This window comes from Halanaerobium saccharolyticum subsp. saccharolyticum DSM 6643, assembly GCF_000350165.1.
In the GTDB taxonomy this organism is placed as follows: domain Bacteria; phylum Bacillota; class Halanaerobiia; order Halanaerobiales; family Halanaerobiaceae; genus Halanaerobium; species Halanaerobium saccharolyticum.
Genome location: NZ_CAUI01000023.1, coordinates 705,021 through 723,182 on the forward strand (window position 1 = coordinate 705,021; position 18,162 = coordinate 723,182).

17 protein-coding genes and 1 pseudogene are annotated in these 18,162 nt (G+C 29.3%); 3 read left to right on the forward strand and 15 right to left on the reverse strand.

Annotation, left to right across the window (positions count from 1 at the left end; genetic code table 11):
• Nucleotides 1–90 precede the first annotated feature (90 nt).
• The 10 genes and pseudogenes from HSACCH_RS13395 to HSACCH_RS13435 all read right to left on the reverse strand — a co-directional run bounded on the left by HSACCH_RS13395 (nt 91) and on the right by HSACCH_RS13435 (nt 10,772).
• On the reverse strand, nt 91–648 hold the full coding sequence (locus tag HSACCH_RS13395) for an HD domain-containing protein (RefSeq protein WP_005490505.1): 558 nt from the start codon (nt 646–648) through the stop codon (nt 91–93).
• A gap of 104 nt (nt 649–752) precedes the next feature.
• On the reverse strand, nt 753–1,445 hold the full coding sequence (locus HSACCH_RS13400) for an aspartate/glutamate racemase family protein (protein ID WP_005490506.1): 693 nt from the start codon (nt 1,443–1,445) through the stop codon (nt 753–755).
• A 615-nt stretch (nt 1,446–2,060) separates the two neighbouring features.
• On the reverse strand, nt 2,061–4,490 hold the full coding sequence (locus tag HSACCH_RS13405; protein ID WP_005490507.1) for an AAA family ATPase: 2,430 nt from the start codon (nt 4,488–4,490) through the stop codon (nt 2,061–2,063).
• The gene (locus HSACCH_RS13410) at nt 4,487–5,608 is read right to left on the reverse strand and encodes a metallophosphoesterase family protein (RefSeq protein WP_005490510.1); all 1,122 of its coding nucleotides are present in this window, start codon (nt 5,606–5,608) and stop codon (nt 4,487–4,489) included. Before HSACCH_RS13410 ends, HSACCH_RS13405 begins: the two co-directional genes overlap by 4 nt.
• A gap of 2 nt (nt 5,609–5,610) precedes the next feature.
• Nucleotides 5,611–7,689 carry a bifunctional diguanylate cyclase/phosphohydrolase gene (locus tag HSACCH_RS13655; RefSeq protein WP_005490512.1) on the reverse strand — a complete coding sequence of 693 codons (2,079 nt, stop codon included), beginning with the start codon at nt 7,687–7,689 and terminating at the stop codon, nt 5,611–5,613.
• Nucleotides 7,690–7,821: 132 nt separating this feature from the next.
• Nucleotides 7,822–8,232 carry a CDGSH iron-sulfur domain-containing protein gene (locus tag HSACCH_RS14155; RefSeq protein ID WP_005490514.1) on the reverse strand — a complete coding sequence of 137 codons (411 nt, stop codon included), beginning with the start codon at nt 8,230–8,232 and terminating at the stop codon, nt 7,822–7,824.
• A gap of 75 nt (nt 8,233–8,307) precedes the next feature.
• Nucleotides 8,308–8,520: pseudogene (locus HSACCH_RS14210) on the reverse strand (CDGSH iron-sulfur domain-containing protein); the annotation flags it as partial.
• 63 nt (nt 8,521–8,583) lie between these two features.
• A complete protein-coding gene (locus HSACCH_RS13425; protein WP_005490516.1) occupies nt 8,584–8,907 on the reverse strand; it encodes a rhodanese-like domain-containing protein in 324 nt (107 codons plus the stop codon).
• Between the two features lie 19 nt (nt 8,908–8,926).
• Nucleotides 8,927–10,075 carry a hypothetical protein gene (locus HSACCH_RS13430; protein ID WP_005490517.1) on the reverse strand — a complete coding sequence of 383 codons (1,149 nt, stop codon included), beginning with the start codon at nt 10,073–10,075 and terminating at the stop codon, nt 8,927–8,929.
• Nucleotides 10,076–10,238: 163 nt separating this feature from the next.
• Nucleotides 10,239–10,772, reverse strand: coding sequence for a hypothetical protein (locus tag HSACCH_RS13435; RefSeq protein ID WP_005490518.1), 534 nt, complete (start codon nt 10,770–10,772; stop codon nt 10,239–10,241).
• A gap of 302 nt (nt 10,773–11,074) precedes the next feature.
• On the opposite strand from HSACCH_RS13435, the gene HSACCH_RS13440 reads away from it, so the two are divergent.
• A complete protein-coding gene (locus HSACCH_RS13440) occupies nt 11,075–11,596 on the forward strand; it encodes a fasciclin domain-containing protein (RefSeq protein WP_005490520.1) in 522 nt (173 codons plus the stop codon).
• 73 nt (nt 11,597–11,669) lie between these two features.
• On the opposite strand, the gene HSACCH_RS13445 is transcribed toward HSACCH_RS13440, so the two are convergent.
• Nucleotides 11,670–11,990, reverse strand: coding sequence for a hypothetical protein (locus HSACCH_RS13445; protein WP_005490521.1), 321 nt, complete (start codon nt 11,988–11,990; stop codon nt 11,670–11,672).
• A 184-nt stretch (nt 11,991–12,174) separates the two neighbouring features.
• Here HSACCH_RS13445 and HSACCH_RS13450 point away from each other — a divergent pair, with 184 nt between their 5' ends.
• On the forward strand, nt 12,175–12,549 hold the full coding sequence (locus HSACCH_RS13450; protein WP_005490523.1) for a CoA-binding protein: 375 nt from the start codon (nt 12,175–12,177) through the stop codon (nt 12,547–12,549).
• Between the two features lie 129 nt (nt 12,550–12,678).
• On the opposite strand, the gene HSACCH_RS13455 is transcribed toward HSACCH_RS13450, so the two are convergent.
• On the reverse strand, nt 12,679–13,731 hold the full coding sequence (locus HSACCH_RS13455) for an alpha/beta hydrolase (protein WP_005490524.1): 1,053 nt from the start codon (nt 13,729–13,731) through the stop codon (nt 12,679–12,681).
• 115 nt (nt 13,732–13,846) lie between these two features.
• Between HSACCH_RS13455 and HSACCH_RS13460 the strand changes: the two genes are divergently transcribed.
• Nucleotides 13,847–15,097 carry a 4Fe-4S dicluster domain-containing protein gene (locus HSACCH_RS13460; RefSeq protein ID WP_005490525.1) on the forward strand — a complete coding sequence of 417 codons (1,251 nt, stop codon included), beginning with the start codon at nt 13,847–13,849 and terminating at the stop codon, nt 15,095–15,097.
• A 160-nt stretch (nt 15,098–15,257) separates the two neighbouring features.
• Here the strand turns inward: HSACCH_RS13460 and HSACCH_RS13465 are convergent, their stop codons facing one another.
• The 3 genes from HSACCH_RS13465 to HSACCH_RS13475 form a co-directional block, all read right to left on the reverse strand.
• On the reverse strand, nt 15,258–16,007 hold the full coding sequence (locus tag HSACCH_RS13465; RefSeq protein ID WP_005490527.1) for an esterase family protein: 750 nt from the start codon (nt 16,005–16,007) through the stop codon (nt 15,258–15,260).
• Between the two features lie 17 nt (nt 16,008–16,024).
• Nucleotides 16,025–17,185, reverse strand: a complete 1,161-nt coding sequence (locus HSACCH_RS13470) for an ATP-grasp domain-containing protein (RefSeq protein ID WP_005490528.1) — start codon at nt 17,183–17,185, stop codon at nt 16,025–16,027.
• Between the two features lie 233 nt (nt 17,186–17,418).
• On the reverse strand, nt 17,419–18,162 hold a 744-nt coding region (locus tag HSACCH_RS13475), incomplete at its 5' end, for a sensor domain-containing diguanylate cyclase (RefSeq protein ID WP_152416050.1).

The following is an 18,162-nucleotide window of genomic DNA, read 5'->3' on the forward strand; positions in this document are numbered from 1 at the left end:
ATAATAAACCCGCTTTAGTATCACTCTTTTTTAGAGTCATCTGAAGCGGGTTTTTAATTGAAAATTTAGTTTTAGAATTTATTATAAAATTTAATCAAAAATCTCTGCTACTACTTTTTTAAATTCTCCATACATTTTTAAGCCTTCAAGTTCTTTTAAGCTCTCTACTAAAGACTGATAATACCACTTCTGCTTTTCTTTAGGAGCACTAAATCTTTGCCAGAAATCAGTTGGTTCTTTCTCTAAATCTCTTAAAATACTGCGCGCATTACTAAGCTTATCTGCACAAGCAATTACTTTGTTGATAAAACTTGCTTCCTGTTTGAGATAATTAATTGTTTGTTCTTTTCGTATTTCCCAGCTTCTATCTTCTCTACCCTTAAGTTTTTCTGAAGCAGATAAAACAAGATCAAGTATTTCTGCTCCAAATTCTTCTTTTAAATCTGCTTTAGAAACATTAGTATCTTCTAAAAGATCATGCAGTAGACCAGCTGCTACCACTTTATCATCAAATGAATTTTCTTTTAAAATCATAGCCACTTCAAATGGATGAACAATATAAGGTATATCACCACCTTTACGGGTTCCTCCTTGATGTTTTAGAGCAGAATATTCCATTGCTTTAGCTATTAATCTATTAGAAAACATATATCTCACCTCTTTCTAAAAGTTTAAAATCTATTATATAACCAATGAATTCAATAAAATTTAACTATTATTAACTTAAAATAAAAATTATTTTATGGCAAAAATTAATCTAAGGCAAATTGAACTGCTTTTTTAGCATGTAATTCAGTTGTATTGAAGATAGGTAAGCTGCTGTCTTTAGCTTTAATTAATAAAGGAATTTCTGTACAACCTAAAATAATTCCCTCAGCCCCTTTTTCTTTTAAAGATTCAATTATCTCTATAAATCTGAGTCTAGATTCATTTTTAAAAATTCCAGAAACAAGTTCCTGATATATAATTCGATGAACATCCTCTCTGTTTTTTGAATCAGGAATGATTACCTCAATATCATAATTATCTTCAATTTTATTTTTATAAAAAGAACCTTCCATCACATATTTAGTCCCCAGCAGTCCAACTTTTTTCAAAGATTCAGCTTCTATTTTTTCGGCAGCAGTATCTGCAATATGCAGCAGAGGAATCTTAATATTTGCCTGAACTTCAGCTGCCATCTGATGCATTGTATTTGCACAGATCAAAATTATATCTGCTTTTGCTGATTCTATTTTTTGAGCAATATTTATCATTTTTTTAGTTAATTTATCCCAGTCACCTGCTGACTGTAATTTTTCAATTTCTGCAAAATCAACTGAATGCATAATTATTTTTGCAGAATGTGGTTCTCCCAATCTTGCTTTAACTTCCCTATTTAATATTTTATAATAATCAGCTGTAGATTCCCAACTCATGCCACCAATTAAACCGATTGTTTTCATTTGCTTTCCTCCCTCTTAATATTAAGTTTAGCATTAAATAAATTTACTGTAAACAATCTAACTTAGAAATTTAAATTTAAATACTTTTTATATTCTGAAAATTAGCGCATTAAATAGTATTTGTTTAAAAATAGAAGATAATTATATCTATTATTATCTAATCGACATTTTTCGACCTTGCGTTTTATATATAAGAAAGCTATAATATATATACAAGGTTCTGAGGAAGTCCTAAGATTAAATGTTTACAAGTAGTATTTTGAAATTCTTATTTAAGTAAGTTTATTTAAGATTTAGAAAGAAGTTCAAAGGAACATCAAAATTGATCAGGTGTTAATTAAGTTTGATGATGATCAATTCCAAAGAAGTTACTATTAATGGTAAGTAAAAAGAAATTGTTAAGGGATCGCTTTCTTTAATGATAACTTTGAGCAAATCAAAGATAGTAATGGAGGACTAAATCTAAAATAAAACGAAAAAATAAGAAAAGTAAAAAGACAAACTGTAAACAGGAGATCGAGGAAGATTCGTCAGAACCTTGATTTTTTTTTGCCTAATTATTTTTTATGGGCTATATTGGTATTTTTTTTTTGCTTTTTTTAGATATTAATTATCTTATATATTTATTATATTTGCCTCAAATTCATCTGCTCTCTCGGGATCACAGGTAGTGTATATTATTTGATATTTTTGCTGATATTGATTGATTAAATCAACTGCATTTTTTCGGCGCTGAGGATCTAGATTGACCAGACAATCATCTAAAATTATAAAACCTCCATAATCACTGAATAAATTATCAAAAATAGCAAATCTTAATGCCAATGCTGCCGCATCATAAGTTCCATAAGATAACAAATCTAAATTACCAGGCAGTTCTCTCTTCTGCTCAGACTGCAGCTTGACAGAAAAATCATCTTCAATTATTGCTCTTTTATATTTACCAACTGTTAACTGCTGCAAATTTTTACTAAAACTTTTGACTAAAGGCGCAAAAGAGTCTTGATCCATCTCTTTAAGTTTCTTTTCAAAAACTTTTTTTATCTTATTTAAACTATGTGCTTTTTGCTTTAAGTTTTTAAATTCATTTTTTAATTCTCTTAACTCACTTTCCATTTCTTTACTGCTGGCTTCCGGCAAAATGTTTTCTAAATCTTTATGCTGCTCTATTTTTTCTCTCAACACTTGATTTATACTTTCTCTTTTTGCTCTTTTTTGTTTTAAATCAGCTATAAAAGCTTGAGAACTATCATAAACTTCAGGTAGAGATGCTAATTCGTCTAATTTGTTTTTTAGAGTTACTAGTTTTTTCTTTTTCTGCGTTAATGATAAGTTAAGCTGATCTAAACTTTGATATTCTTCTATCCATTCATCTAGTTTGCTTTCCATAATTTTAATTTTTGTTTTTAATTCTGCAGCTTCATCATTTAATTTTTTTAATTCATAAGTAATAGTTTCTAATTTTCTTGCAGTGTCCAGATTTTTTAATTTAATTAATTTAGCTTCTAAATCTTCAATCTTATCTGCTCCTAAAATTTCCTCAATTTTATTTCCTTTTTCTTTAACCTTTCGCTTAAGATCATTTAATTCAGTTAACTTTTCTCTAGCCTCAGTTAAACTATTAACCCCTAATTTATTCTTCAAATCTATAAATTCCTGTTGATTTTCTTCAAATTCTTGCTTCAAATTTGGAAAATCTATTTCAGCAGATTCAATTTCAATATCAATTTGATCTGTTTTAATTCTGATATATCCTTCTGCTTCAATTATTTCTCCTTCAGAAACACTTTTCTCGGATTCAACTCCACTTATAATATTTATTTCTTCTGCCGCAGAAAAATTAATTTTTGCTTTTAATTTTGAAGCCTTAAGACTTGCTTTACTTTCTGTTATCTTATTTTTATATTTTTCCAATTTTTCAACTTTAGCTTTATCTATAATTATTTTAGAAATCTTTTTATTTAATTCGTTTAATTCACTATTTAATAATTTAATTTTATTTAGTCTTTTTTCTAGTTTCTTTTTTTCTTCTAATTTTTCTGCTCTAACTTTTTCTGATTCTAAATTAGTGATCTTTTTATTTAATTTTTCCATTTCCCTTTCTAAATTTGAAAGGTCATTTTTTAGTTGAGGCCATTTTTTAGAAATTTCAGTTAAGCGCCTGCTTTCTTCTTTGATATTTTTTATTTGCAGTTCAAGAGCTGCCCGCTGATTAATTTCAGATTCTATTTTAGAAAGTTCTTCAATTTTTTCAATTAACGCTTTTTCTTCTGTTTTTAATTTCTTAATTTCAGCTCCCAATTCTTCAAACTTTTTTTCATTTACTTTGCTTTCTTTAAGTTTTTGTCTTAGTTTTTCTTTAGCAATATAGCTATCATAAATTTTACCGGTTCCAACTTTATAAGGATTATTAACTCCGCGATCACTGTTAGTAACAGAATCTGAATCCAAATCCCACTTTTTACTTAGCTGCTCAATTTCAGCTTCTAATTTGCTGCGAAATTTATCAATAGAAATACCATCTAACTCCATAACTGCTTTTCTTAAAAAAGAATTAATGGTGTCAATCAATTCAGGGTTTTGCTCAGAATTTATTCTTTCTAAAGTAGATTTTATATCCTGTTGACTGCTGAAAACAATATTATTATATGTGCTTTTAGCATAAGGTAAAATATCTTTTTTATATTCTAATATTTTTTTTGGGTTTTCTATTCTTCTGCCATCAGCTAATTCTAGATACCCTGCATAATTATTGTTGCTCCATTTTTTATAAAATTTATAATCTAAATTATCAACTTCAATTTTTAATTCTGCTTCTGCAAAATCTCCATCGGGATAGGGTAAAAATTTTTCTTTAAATTCCCGACCTTCTGTTGTATTTAATTTAATCTGTGGCTTAATAAATAATGAGGCATAAATTGCATTGATTATAGTACTTTTGCCAGCTTCGTTGGCTCCTAATAAAATATTTAAACCATCTTCAAATTGATAACTTCTATTATTGATTCCAGCAAAAATTTCAGTTTCAAAACTCTTTATTTTCACTCCTGGACCTCCTTCAGCATTTTATAGGCTAAATGCAGAGCCTGATTATTATCTTCTAACTCAGTTAAAAGTTGATAAGGAAAAGAACTTTCAGCAAATTCTTCTGCTATTATTTCTCTATCTATTTTCATATTTAAATTACTTTGATCTATTTTAGCATAAAAACAGTTATCCCTTAATTCTCTTAGGTAGTCATCCTTATTATTAAACTCTGTTCTAGTTAATTCTCCTGTTATTTTTAAGCGCAAAATTTTATTTTCAGGCTTATTTTCAAGGATCTTATTAACTAATTTTTCTAAATCAGATTCACTTAAAATTTCTTTTTCTAAATCTGAAAAATGATAGTTTCCTGTTTTAACTCTCTCTGCCTTTATTTCTTTAGCGCCAGCTTTATTTTCACTTAATTCTATATACCAGGCATAACCAGGATGACTGCAGTCCATACCATCTGGTTCAGGAGTACCGTTATTAAATATTTTTTGATTAGTTACCTGCTTTTGTTCAGGATAAGGCAGATGAGAATGACCTAAAAGCCAGAGATCCATTTTAATATCTAATAACTCATCTTTATTCATCTGAAAATAATTATCATTTAAATCTGGAGAAAACCCCTGAAGTGCTCCATGAGCAAGAGCTATATGGTATTTAGCTTCTGGTCTATCTTTTAAATTTTTAATCCATCCAATTTTATTTTGAGCAGAAAGTTTACTGTCACATGGGGCAGAATAAACAACAGCAGGTACAGCAAAATCAGCAAGGTTATAAATTTTTTCAGCCTCTAAAATCAGCATTCTACCTTTGATTTCCTTTTTAAATTGATCCCAAAGTTTGCTGATTCCATCACTATAATCATGATTTCCAGGTAAAATGACAACCGCATCACCTGAAAACTTATCCAGAATTTCAACTGTTCTTTTTATATTAACCTGCTTAATATTTACTTTATCAAAAAGATCTCCTGCTACAGCTAATAAATTTGCATTCCTTTTGTTAGCCTCTTTAATTACATTTTCTAAAGCTTGATATCTTGCATTTTCAAGTTTTGTACTAATCTGTGGATATTGATTAAACTTCATTCCCAAATGTACATCTCCTGTATGCATAATTCTTAAAGTCATATTTATTCTCCCTCCAGCAAATCAATAAATTTATCTGCTAATTCAGGATCAAATTGAGTTCCTGAACATCTTTCAATTTCAACAAGTGCTTCTCTTTTTGAGACTGCATCACTATATGCTCGGTCATTTGTCATTACATCATAAGCATCGACAAGAGTAATTATTCTTGCTAAATAAGGTATTTCTTCTCCCTCTAATTGTCGGGGGTAACCTGTTCCATCCCATCTTTCGTGATGAGCATAAATGTCATCAGCAACAGCAGCAAATTCTTCTGATGAGGAGGCAATTTTATAACCCTGTTCTGTATGTTTTTTTATTATCTCCCATTCTTTCTGATTAAGTCTATCAGGTTTATTTAGTATTTCCTCACTAATATTAATTTTTCCTATATCATGAAGTTCTGCTATAAGTGAAAGTCTATTTTTTTCAGATTCTGATAGTTTAAGTTTTTCAGCAAACTTTAAAGCTATATTTTTCATTCTAAGAGCATGCTCTTTAGTTTCATTACTTTTAGCTTCTAAAGCATTAATTAAACCTGCAACAATATTGCTTTTACTGCTTCTGCCTTCTGAAAGCTTATTTTTATACATTTGATTATCAGCATCTTTTAATGTTTCTTCTATTTCTTCATTTTTATCAGTTTTTGTAGCCTGTCCAAGTGCAATTGAAATCGGGATAGAAGTTCCTTCGATCATTCCCGTTTTATTTTTAATTCGTTTTATAATTTTGGCTGCTTCTTCTGGGGTGGTTTGCGGTAGTAAAATCACAAATTCATCTCCACCCTGGCGAGCTAAAATATCTTCTTTTCTAATTGATTTTTTTAATAGTTCAGCAGCCCTTTTAAGTACATAGTCTCCCATTTTATGACCATAACTATCATTAATTATTTTTAAACCATTTAAATCTGCCATGATAATAGAAATAGGAAGCTGACGAGCTGTATCGAGTCTTTTTAATTCTTCTTCAAAAAATCTTCGGTTGTAGATATCGGTTAAACTGTCATAATAACTTAGTTTTTTAATTTTTAAATTATCCTGATGTTTTGAAATCGCATTTGTAATAACATCGGTGAAAATTTTTAGCTGTTCAATCTTTATTTCATTAATGTCAATCTTATTTTCAACTAAATCAAAACCAAAAAATCCAGTTATTTCCTCTTCAATGTAGATTGGGAATACAATTAAAGATTTTATATTTTGAGATTTTAATAATTCTTTTTCTGCTGCAGCTTCTGCTTCTAATCTATCTACATCTTCTATAATTATTACATCTTTATTTCTTAAATTTTTAAACCACCATTGATAATTTTTAGTTTTTAGATTTTGTAATTTTTCTTTTTGAGAACTGATTCCTGGAGCAGTCCATTCGTACTGATTGGACATTAATTTTCCAGCTTCATTTAACATAAAAATATAGCTGCGATCGATATTAAAATATTCTCCTATTTCTTTTAAAGAACTATTAATTCTATAGTTTATGTTTTCAAGTCCCAAATCTACCAATTCTGAAGATATTTTTGCAAAAGTTTTTTGAAATTCATATTGAGATTTTAATTTTTCTAAATTAATTTGGCGTTGTTTTTGGGATTTTTCAATAAAATAGCTGATGTAAAAACTCAAAGAAGCTATTATAATATATGAAGTTAAATAAAAAGAAGTTACTACATTCGGTGAATTACATATATATAAAGATAGTGAAATTAAAATTATCAGAATAAGATTAGTATAAAATTTAAGCTTATTAAGATCAAAAATTAGATTAAATACTGCAATTATTATAATCAGGGGTATAGATAACCCTAAATTGAAATTAAACAGATGATTATAATAAAAAAGCTGCAGGATCGCAGATAGAGAAAGAAAGTAGCTAATTATTTCTATATTATTTTTAACAAATTCATTTTTATAAGACATAAAAAATGCTGTGGAAAACATTAAAGCTGATATAATTCTCTCTCCTAATGACATAGGATCATAAACATTACTGTTTATCCTATAGACAAAAGCAAAGATTATATAACTGGCAGCACCTGCAAATAAAATTATGCGATAAAAATTAATTTTGTTTATTTGCTTGGTCATCTTTATATTTTTAATTATCCCTTTCCCTCCTTTAATATCTGCTTAAAATTATTATCTCTAATTAATATTATTATATCTAATTAACATTATTATATCCAAAAAATCATTGATTAGAATTAAAATAATAATATTTTATTCATTTTCTTTAAAACCAATATGATAATGAGTACAGTCACAAAATGGTTTATTTTCTGATTCTCCACATCTACAAAGAGCTACTGAATTTCTGGGTTCATAAATTTCTCCATCAGCAGCTTCAATTTCTATCTTACCTTTAACAATAATAGCTGAACTAACATCCTTTTCTGAATCCTGCAAAATTTCTACTGCTGGCTCAAACTCTTTTTCTAATATTTCTCCAGTTTTGGAAACAGCAGTTAATCTTCCAGCCAGGCATTCTTCAGCTGATTTTATAGCTAAGCTTTTTTCCTCATTTTTATCTGATTTATCTATTAAATCCCAGGTAGTACCTTTTTCTGTATGACAAAAGCGGAGATAAGCACAACGATTATCATCCAGCAAATTAATTTCTTTTCCTTCCAAAAGTTCTGCTCTGGTTTTATAATCTTCTCTTGCTGCTGTTTCAGTTCCATCAAAATCTATTTCACTATGATAGCCATCACAAAAAGGAGGGGTTTTAGTCTGACCACAGCGGCAGAGTGAATAAGTATTTTTTTGAGCCAGTTTTCTGCCTTCTTGATATTCATAATGCTTATCAACTGGTGTGATTATCCTTTCTGATAAAGGTATAGAACCAAAAACACAATAAGGACCATTTTTAATTATTTTTATTTTAGCTTTATTTTTATTGATAATTATAGCACCTCTTATCTAAGATAATTCTTCTTATTTAACTGCTCCATTGTCACTGCTCTTTTAGACAATTAGTTTAGATTATGATTTCCAGGCTGCATAGCCACCTTTTAAACTTTTTGCTTTTTCATAACCATTTTCATTTAAAATTCTTGTAATTTTTATACTTGAGATACCACCAATACAATAAACTGCTATTTCTCTGTTTTTATCTATTTCCTTTAATTTTGGATTATTAATATCAAATTTTTTAAAAGGAATATTAATTGCTCCTGATATATGGCCCTTTTGATATCTTTCTTCATCCCTGATATCAATTTTAGGAATCTTTTTTCTTTTAAGTTCATCAACAGTAATCTTTTCGACTCCAATTCCTAACAAATTTTTAAATAAGTCTAATAACATATAATTCACTCCTATCAGTTTAATTAAATTTTATTTTTTGATCAAAATTATCACATTCTAGATTATTACAGTGGGCATTACCCACTTTATAGGCGGCTATTTCTTGAGAATAGTCAAGTTCATATTCCATCATCTGGCCACAGCTATCACATTTAAGTTTTTCTCTCATTTGATTTAAGTATTCGACATGTGAAGTTAAACTTTTTAAGTAATCAGATAAACTTTTTAACTCATTTTCTGAAAATAAGTTTAAAGCCTCAAAATCTATTTCAATTGAATAATTATCAAATATTTCTAGTAGAGAATAATCCATCATATTTAATTTAGGCTGCAGCTCTAATTCTTTTCGCTTAGAATCACCATGTGGTATGATTGGATTTAAATTATTTTTTTTATCTTTTTCTAAAGAATATTTTGTTAACTCATCAATTAACTGATAGTGAAATTTTTCAAATAAATTATTTATACTTTCCTGAGACTCTCCTTCTGCTTCTTTTAAAAAGTTAAGCAAGATGGTATTTAAAATTATATTGTCTCTTGTCTGCAGATAAACCAAATAATTTTCAAATTTTATTTCATCTGCAGCTATTAAGTTGTTAATTTTTTTTCTAATTTGTAAAGGAATTTCAAACCAATAATCAGCTATTTTTTGATTAATAATATTTATTTTGTCATCTGCAAACTTAAGCAGTATTTTATAAAAATCATTTTCAGGGTAAGTGTCAACACTCTCTAAATCCCAGTACTTTAAGATCAGCTCTGCAGTTAAATCTTGATCTATATTTTCATTTTCCCAAAAAGCAGCTGCCGGAAAGATATCATTTTTTAACATTTGTATAATTTCAGTATCAATTTCTCTATCATTAGCTTTAAAAGTGACTAATGAATCAGTGAAATCTTTTAAACTGGATAAGTCATAAGCATAATCAAAATGAGAAATAAACATCTTTTTGCTGCTTAATTTCCAGCTGTTTTCTCCTTCTAGAAAATCAACTTTTATTTCCTGACCAACCTGAGCATTTATAAGATGCTGTACATCAGGATCAGTATCTTCTAATTGATAATCAACATTTAAATTATAATCTGCTGGATCAATCTTGTTTTTTATAATTAATATATTTGTTTCTGCATTATCTTTATTTAAGGTACAGAGCATTGCTTTATTCATAAAATCCCCCTATTATAAATTTCAGTTATTTAATAATTAATTTTTTTAAATCATATTAGATTTGTAATATTCTTATTAATTTTTGATATAAATTAAAGATTAACTAAATTAAAGATTAACTAAATTTAAGACAAGTTAAATTAAAGACAAGCTAAATTAAAAACTAGTGTAAATTACCATCCCGATGAACTACATCATAAGCAAATAGTGCATAAGCAATTTCTGCAGTACTGTAATCAGTTTCAGCAGCCATTTTTCTAACTATTTTTGCTATTTTTAGATAATCATCTGCTTTAAAACTTTCTTTTTCTTTTTCGAAATAATTCAGGTTGTAGAGGGTGGCCCAGACTCTAGTATCAATAACACAATGTTTTTGAGAATCTAAAGAAGTTAAAATAGCAGAGGCTGTTGGAATTCCAATTCCCATTAAACTTGTATATAATGCTAAACGACAGAAATCATTTTCAATATTATAAGCTACTTCAGTTACTTTTTCTATCCTGCCTTCAGGATTTCTTTTCACATGATAAGAACTGCGGGTCGAGTTTAAATGAGCCAGCTGATATAATTCAGCCTTAGTTAAATAACCTTTACTGTGATATTTCTCACCTATTTTCATTAATTCTTCTGGAAAAAGTCCAGTTGTCTGATCATATTCTTTTAAATATTTTTCAAAATCTATTTTTTGAATTTTCATCACCCTAAATTAAGATAATAGTGTTTGTTCAACCAGTTTATTTAAATTATCTGATTTTTTAATACACATAAATTATTATATCATAAATTTTCTGTTAAAGAAAAATACCGCGTTTTTTAAGATTCTAAGCATCAGCAGTGATAATCAGAATCATTAATTTTTAGATAAATATGTAATTTATTTAATAATGTAACCAAAAATACAATATTGAAAATAGTTATCATTGTTATTGTATAATAAAGAATTATGTGGTAAAATTAATTTAACAGTTAATTATGAATATTAAGAAGGAGGAAATTTTAATGAAAAAAAGCATTTTCAAATCAAAAGTTTCTATTGTTATCTCAGTGATATTGGTTTTAGCTTTCCTTATTTCCTTATCTCCAGTTATTCTAGCTGATGGACACCTCAAAGGTGGTCCAGATGTTTTAGATGTTGCTCTTGAAGCAGATGATTTTAACACATTAGTTACAGCAGTTATTGAAGCTGATTTAGTTGCGGCTCTAAAAGGCGATGGCCCATTTACAGTTTTTGCACCTACAGATGCGGCTTTTGCAGCATTACCTGATGGTGTTTTAGAAAGTCTCTTAAATAATAAAGATCAGTTAGCAAATGTACTATTATATCATGTAGTATCTGGCAAAGTAATGGCCAAAGATGTTGTAGGAATGGATGGTGCCATGGTTGATACACTCCTTGGTGAAAAAATTGTAATAAATATAAAAAACGGTATGGTTTATATTAATGATGCACAGGTTACAGTTACTGATATTGAAGCCAGCAATGGAGTAATTCATGTTATTGATACAGTATTAGTTCCTTAAATTAAATAAAATTTAATGTTAAATAAGCAAACCGCAGATTTAGAATATACTTCTACTGCGGTTTATTTTTTTACTATTCGTATTTTCTGGCTACTGCAACTATGATAACACCATAGGCAATACCAGCTAAAAATGAGATATGATCATTCATCCCTGTTGAAAGATAAAAAGCTAAAGAAACAATTAAACCTAAAAATCCACCTTTAAATAAAGCTGTAATTCCAGCATCCATTTTAGTTAAGCCTATTAGAATACCCATAATTAATCTGTTATACCATAGAGCAAACAAATAAAGTTCATTGCCAACATAACCCATTCTAATTCCACCACCAATAATACAGATGACTCCCAGTAGTGCACCACTGACAATTGAGACCTTTAATTTTTTTGTCATAGCTAGCTCTCCTCTTTTTTTGCTTTTTAATCAAATTTTGATAAAATTAAATTAATCAATAAATACTATTTATCTATCTAAGATAATCAATTTAAAATAATCAATAATAAAATCAATAATAAAATCTTTCAATTTTAACTAACTTTTAATTTTCACTAAGTATATCATATAAGGAGTTGTTATTATGAGTTTAAAAAATGAAACAATGAAACTTAAAAACTGGGCTGTTGTTGGTGCCACTACTAAAAAAAATAGATTTGGCTATAAAATTGTTAAAAAACTAAAACAAAACGACTATAATGTCTTTCCAGTTAACCCTAAATTTGAAGAGGTTGCTGATCTTAAATGCTATCCTGACCTAAGTTCTATCGAAAACGATATTGATGTTGTTGATATGGTTGTCAACCCAAAAAGTGGAATTAAAGTAATGGAAGAAATAAGTAAGCTAGGAATTAAATATGTCTGGCTGCAGCCGGGAACACGAAGTCAGGAAATTAGAGACTTTGCAGCTGAAAATAATATAGAATTAATTGAAGACTGTATATACGCCAGCTTATAACAAATGTTCCTATTATTATATTTCAATATTTTTTAAAAAAATCCTTTAGCTTATTTTTCTGCATACGACTTTTTAGTCAAAAACATTAAATTGCCAAATTTTTTAACTTCAAAATCTAAAGTTTTATCTTCAGCTGCTTAATTTTTCAACAATCTTTATATTTTTAAAAGCTGAGTATCCCCAAACATTAAATTCGATTTTGGCGATGCCAGTTTGTTTAGGAATTAAAGTCCCATAATTATTTATTTTTAATAGTTCTGGCTTTAGAGATTTATATTCACCCTCTAAGGCAGTAATCTTAAAAGAACTGTCGAAAGTTAAGACGGGATTAAGTCTAATTTGAGGGCCATTAAGTGATATTTCTTCTCTTCCAATAAGCTCAACAGTTTCAATTTCTCCAATTTCTCCAAAAAAGTATAATAAGGGAGAATGAACACGTTTAGCCCAGGCTGATTCACTATGAACAGCATCGGGAGCCTGATAATAAACTAGGTCTAAGTCATAATTATTTTTTATATTTTTAATCTCGGCAATAACATCTTCTGTAAAAGACATAAATCTTCCCTCAGCATCACCTGTATCAAGCCAAATTTTAGATTTCAAGCCCGGATAATCATATGACTTTAATTTAGCCGCAGCATCATTATCTCCCCACCAGAGAGAGGGAGAAACTACTCCCAATTTACCGAAAAGATCTGGCCTTCTTAAACCCATATTGAAAGTAACTAAACCACCCATCGAAGACCCCATTAAAGCAGTATTTTTAGAACCTTTTTTCACTCTATACTTTCTTTCTATAAATGGCATCAATTCTTTAATGAAAAATCTTTCGTATTTGATACCTCTACTCTTAATCTCTTTTCCCTGAAAAAAACCATCCTGATGAGCATATTCACTTAGTCTTTCCTCACCCATATTATCTACAGCAACTATTATTATTTCTTCTATCATTTTTTCTTTAATTAAAGAATCTGCTGTATGATGTAAATTCCAGGATTGTCCCGAATAAGATTCTAAAGCATCAAAAACATTTTGTCCGTCATGCACATATAAAACTGGATAATATTTATCAGGTTGAGCCGAATAAGAAGGAGGCAGATAAATCCGAATATTTCTTTTGTTGTTCATAATTTTAGATTCAAAGTTTTTAATAATTTTTATATTAATCTTATCTTTTAACATTAAAAAAGCTCCTCGTTAATAAATTGTATTATATCAAATTAATATTTAAAACTAGAAAAAATAAAGGAGATAGCTAATTATTAACTAATTATATATATGAAAGCAGGTGTATATTTTGTCACACAAAACAGCTAAATCAGCATATAAAAATCTAGAAGAAAGACTAAATCAATTTCCACAGGGTGCACCACCTTCTGAAACCCTTTATAAAATTTTATCTACACTTTTTAGTGAAAAAGAAGCAAAAATAGTAGCTAAACTGCCGATAAAACCATTTACAGTAAAAAAAGCAGCTAAAATTTTAAAAATGGATCCAGTTAAAACAGAAAACATTCTGGATGAACTTGCAGAAAGAGCAATACTACTTGATTCTAGGGATCAGGGGGTTAAAAAGTATATATTACCACCACCAATGGCGGGTTTTTTCGAATTCTCGATGATGAGAACCCGTAGTGATATTAATCAAAAACTCCTGGCAGAATTATATTATCAATATTTAAATGTTGAAGAAGATTTTATTAAAGATCTATTTTTAGCCAGTGAAACCAAACTAGGACGAGTCTATGTAAATGAAGAAGTACTTTCAAAAGACAATATGGTTCATATTTTAGATTTTGAAAAGGCAAGCCATATCATAGAAAGTTCTGAACATATAGGAATCAGTACCTGTTACTGCAGACATAAAATGCATCACCTTGATCAGGCCTGTGATGCCCCACTTGATATTTGTATGACCTTTAATAATACAGCTGATTCTCTAATCAGACATGATCATGCACGTAGAGTTGATAGCTCAGAATGTTTAGAACTGCTTCATCAGGCTTATGAACACGGTCTCGTACAGTGTGGGGAAAATGTACGTGAAAGTCCAACCTTTATCTGCAACTGCTGTGGCTGCTGCTGTGAAGCACTTTTGGCAGCAAAAAAATTCGGTAATTTACATCCGGTCCAGACAACTAATTATCTGCCACAACTTAATTATGAAAGCTGTATTGACTGCGGTAATTGTATTGAAGCCTGTCCGATCGATGCAATCTCCAGAGATGATGAAAAAATAGTAATCAATGAGGATATCTGTCTTGGCTGTGGTGTTTGTGTTAGGTCCTGTCCAAATCATTCGCTCAGTCTTAAAAGACGAGAAGAAGAAATTATAACTCCAGTTAATTCAGTCCACAGAACAGTTCTAATGGCAATTGAAAGAGGTAAATTAGCAAATCTTATTTTTGAGAATCAGGCTTTTGGCAGTCACAGGGCAATGGCAGCTGTATTTTCAGCTATTTTAAAATTACCTCCTATCAAACAATTAATGGCCAGCAAACAGCTAAAATCTAGATATCTGGAAAAAATAATAAAAAAGTTAGCTTAACATCTGTAATTGTAATTCTTATGTAATTATAATTAATGTTAATCTAAATAATTTTATCTAAATAATTTTATCTAAATAATTTTGTCTAATTAATTTCTATCTGTTAATCTTCAATTAAGAAAAGCCGGGGGATTCCCGGCTTTATTTTTTTGATTATTTATCAGATAATATTTCTTTCTTTTAAAAGCTCTAAAAAATAGGGCATCTGTTCTCTCCACCAGGGCCAGTCATGATCCACATTATAACCCCAGTAATCAAACCAGGCCGGTATGTTTTTTTCGGCAAGAATAGTATCTAAAAGTCTGGTATCTCTTAAAGTATCTTCTTCCCATCTTCCCTGACCGGCACAGATTATTAAGTCATTACTTCGATAATGATTAATATACCATTCATCTTCCAGTTCTTTTAAATAATCTACTGGAGAATTCAAATAAATTTCTTGGTCCATATAGCCTCCAGTAAAAAATCGGCCATCATAAATACCACTTAAAGCTATAGCTGTATCAATAGCGTCTGGATGACGGAAATAAAAGTTAACTGCATGATAGGCACCCATACTGCATCCCGAACTAATTATACCCCCCTGCCAGTTGGAGTGATATTTAATCAATGGCAGCAGCTCATCAATTATATATTTATCATAGTTATTATGGACTACTGCTTTATCATGTGGATGCATCTCATGGTTTAACCATGATTCATTATCAACACTGCTAACAGTATAAACTGTTATCTGGCCATTTTCTATATATGGCCAAATTGAATCAATCATACCAAAATCTTCATATTCATGAAAACTGCCTCCCGATGATGGAAAGACAAGCATTGGTTTACCTGCATGTCCATAAATCTTAAATGGCATTTCTCTATTTAAAATAGAACTATAAAAACTTCTATATTCAATTTTCATCTAAGCTCTACTCCCTCCTAAACATGCTTCATTGCATATTCGACTATTTCTTTACCTTTTTCAAGGTTCTCTGTTCTTAAAATAATACCATAATCTCCAATTGCAGGTGCTAAAATAGGCGAAATTTCTTCATGTCTAATTACATATTCTCCATAATTATTAATTACGTCATTTACGGAGTGTTTATAGTTTATAAAGTTTTTTCTACCAATATAGAAACAATTGTATTTTCTGCTGATATCAGCCTCAAAAACATTATGCTGAACTACTCTAGCATATTCTCTATAAACATCAATATCATTGGCATAATTAAACATATCAAGAGTTAGCCCACCTGGAGGTCGAACATTAACTTCTAAAGCAACAATTCTGCCATCATCCATTTTAAAGTATTCAAAATGAAAAAATCTTTCTTTTAGCCCAAAAGCTTCTACTGTTTTCCGTCCAGCTTCGACTATATCGGCAGGCAGCTCTCTTGGGATATAATAAAACATATCCAGTCCATTATTTACAGTTTCCATAATTCCGTCATTAAATACCATAGAAGAAGAAAAAACTATCTTTCCATTTTGATCTGTCAGACCATCAAAAGTGTAAATTCTACCATCAATATATTCTTCCATTATATAATCAAGATCTAATTTGTTTTCAAAAAAATTAACTAATTCTTCGTAATTATTTATTTTATAAGTATCAGCAGCGCCTACTCCATTATCCGGTTTAACAACTACTGGATAACCAACCTCCTCAATAAAGTTCTCTGCTTCTTCTAACTGATCAACAACCTTACCGCGAGCTGTATTTAAACCTGCTTGATTAAAAACTTCTTTCATTTTAGACTTATATTTCATAGCTTCTATATCATCAATTTTTAAGCCTTTAACATTAAAATCTTTTCTTAATCTAGCGTCTGTTTCAAGCCAGTATTCGTTATTAGATTCAATACGATCTATTTTACCATATTTATAAGTAAAATATCCGCAGGCTTTTTGCATTTGAGAATAATCCTCCATATTATCTACTCGGTAATATTCTGTCAGAGAATCTTTAAGCTCAGCCCGCAATTCATCATAGGCTAAATCTCCAATTGCTAAAACATTAATACCTGCCTCTTTCAATCCCACACAAAAATTATAAAAATTATTTGGAAAATAAGGTGATAAAAATATAAAATTCATAAATTCCTCCCTTTCTCTACTTCTCATTGGTTTTAATTTTAATCTGATTACTACTAATCGTTAATACTACTAGCTGTTCACTACTTTTTATTAATATAACACAATCAGTTATAAATTGATGTAATTTTATCACTTTAAACTAAATTTGTAAAATTAAAACTTGATTTAGTCATACAATTTATCATTTAGTCGTATAAAACCAAAAATAGCCGGAATAACCGACTATTTAATCTCTATTTGCTTCTTTTATTGATATACATTTTTTTATCTGCCTTTTCATAGGCTCTGTTTAAATTATCTGTACAACTTTCAGTGGTGCAGCTCCCTAAAGAAATTGAAAGATTTTTTAAGAAACATTTTTGCTGATTATACTTTTTAAATTTTTCTTTGATTCTATTGCAAATCTTTTTTACAGTAAACTTATTTGTTTCAAGTAGTAAAATTACAAATTCATCTCCCCCAGTTCGTGCAATTATATCTTCACTGCGCAGAACTTCCTTTAATAATTCAGCAGTTTTTTTAAGGTATTGATCACCAATACCATGGCCAAAACTATCATTTACTTCTTTTAAATTATCCAAATCACCTACAATAATGCTAATTGGATACCTTCTTGAACCATTTAGGCGTTTAATTTCATTCTGCAGATAACGGCGGTTATATAATCCAGTTAATTCATCATGAAAAGACAAAAATTCAATCTGCTGCTGTCGTTTTTTATATTGGTCTATATTAAGGTGGATACCTGTTGCCCTCAATATATTTCCATTTTCATCTGTTTCAACAACTTTACCAATATCTCTAATCCAAATATAGTCCCCAGATTTAGTTTTTAAACGATGCTCGCTAATATAAATATCCTTATCCCCTTTTAAATGTTTTTTCATCTTTTCTAAAGCACTATCTATATCTTCTGGATGAACTAAATTTTTCCAGCTATGAGGCTTTTGTTCAATCTCCTTTAACTTATAACCAAG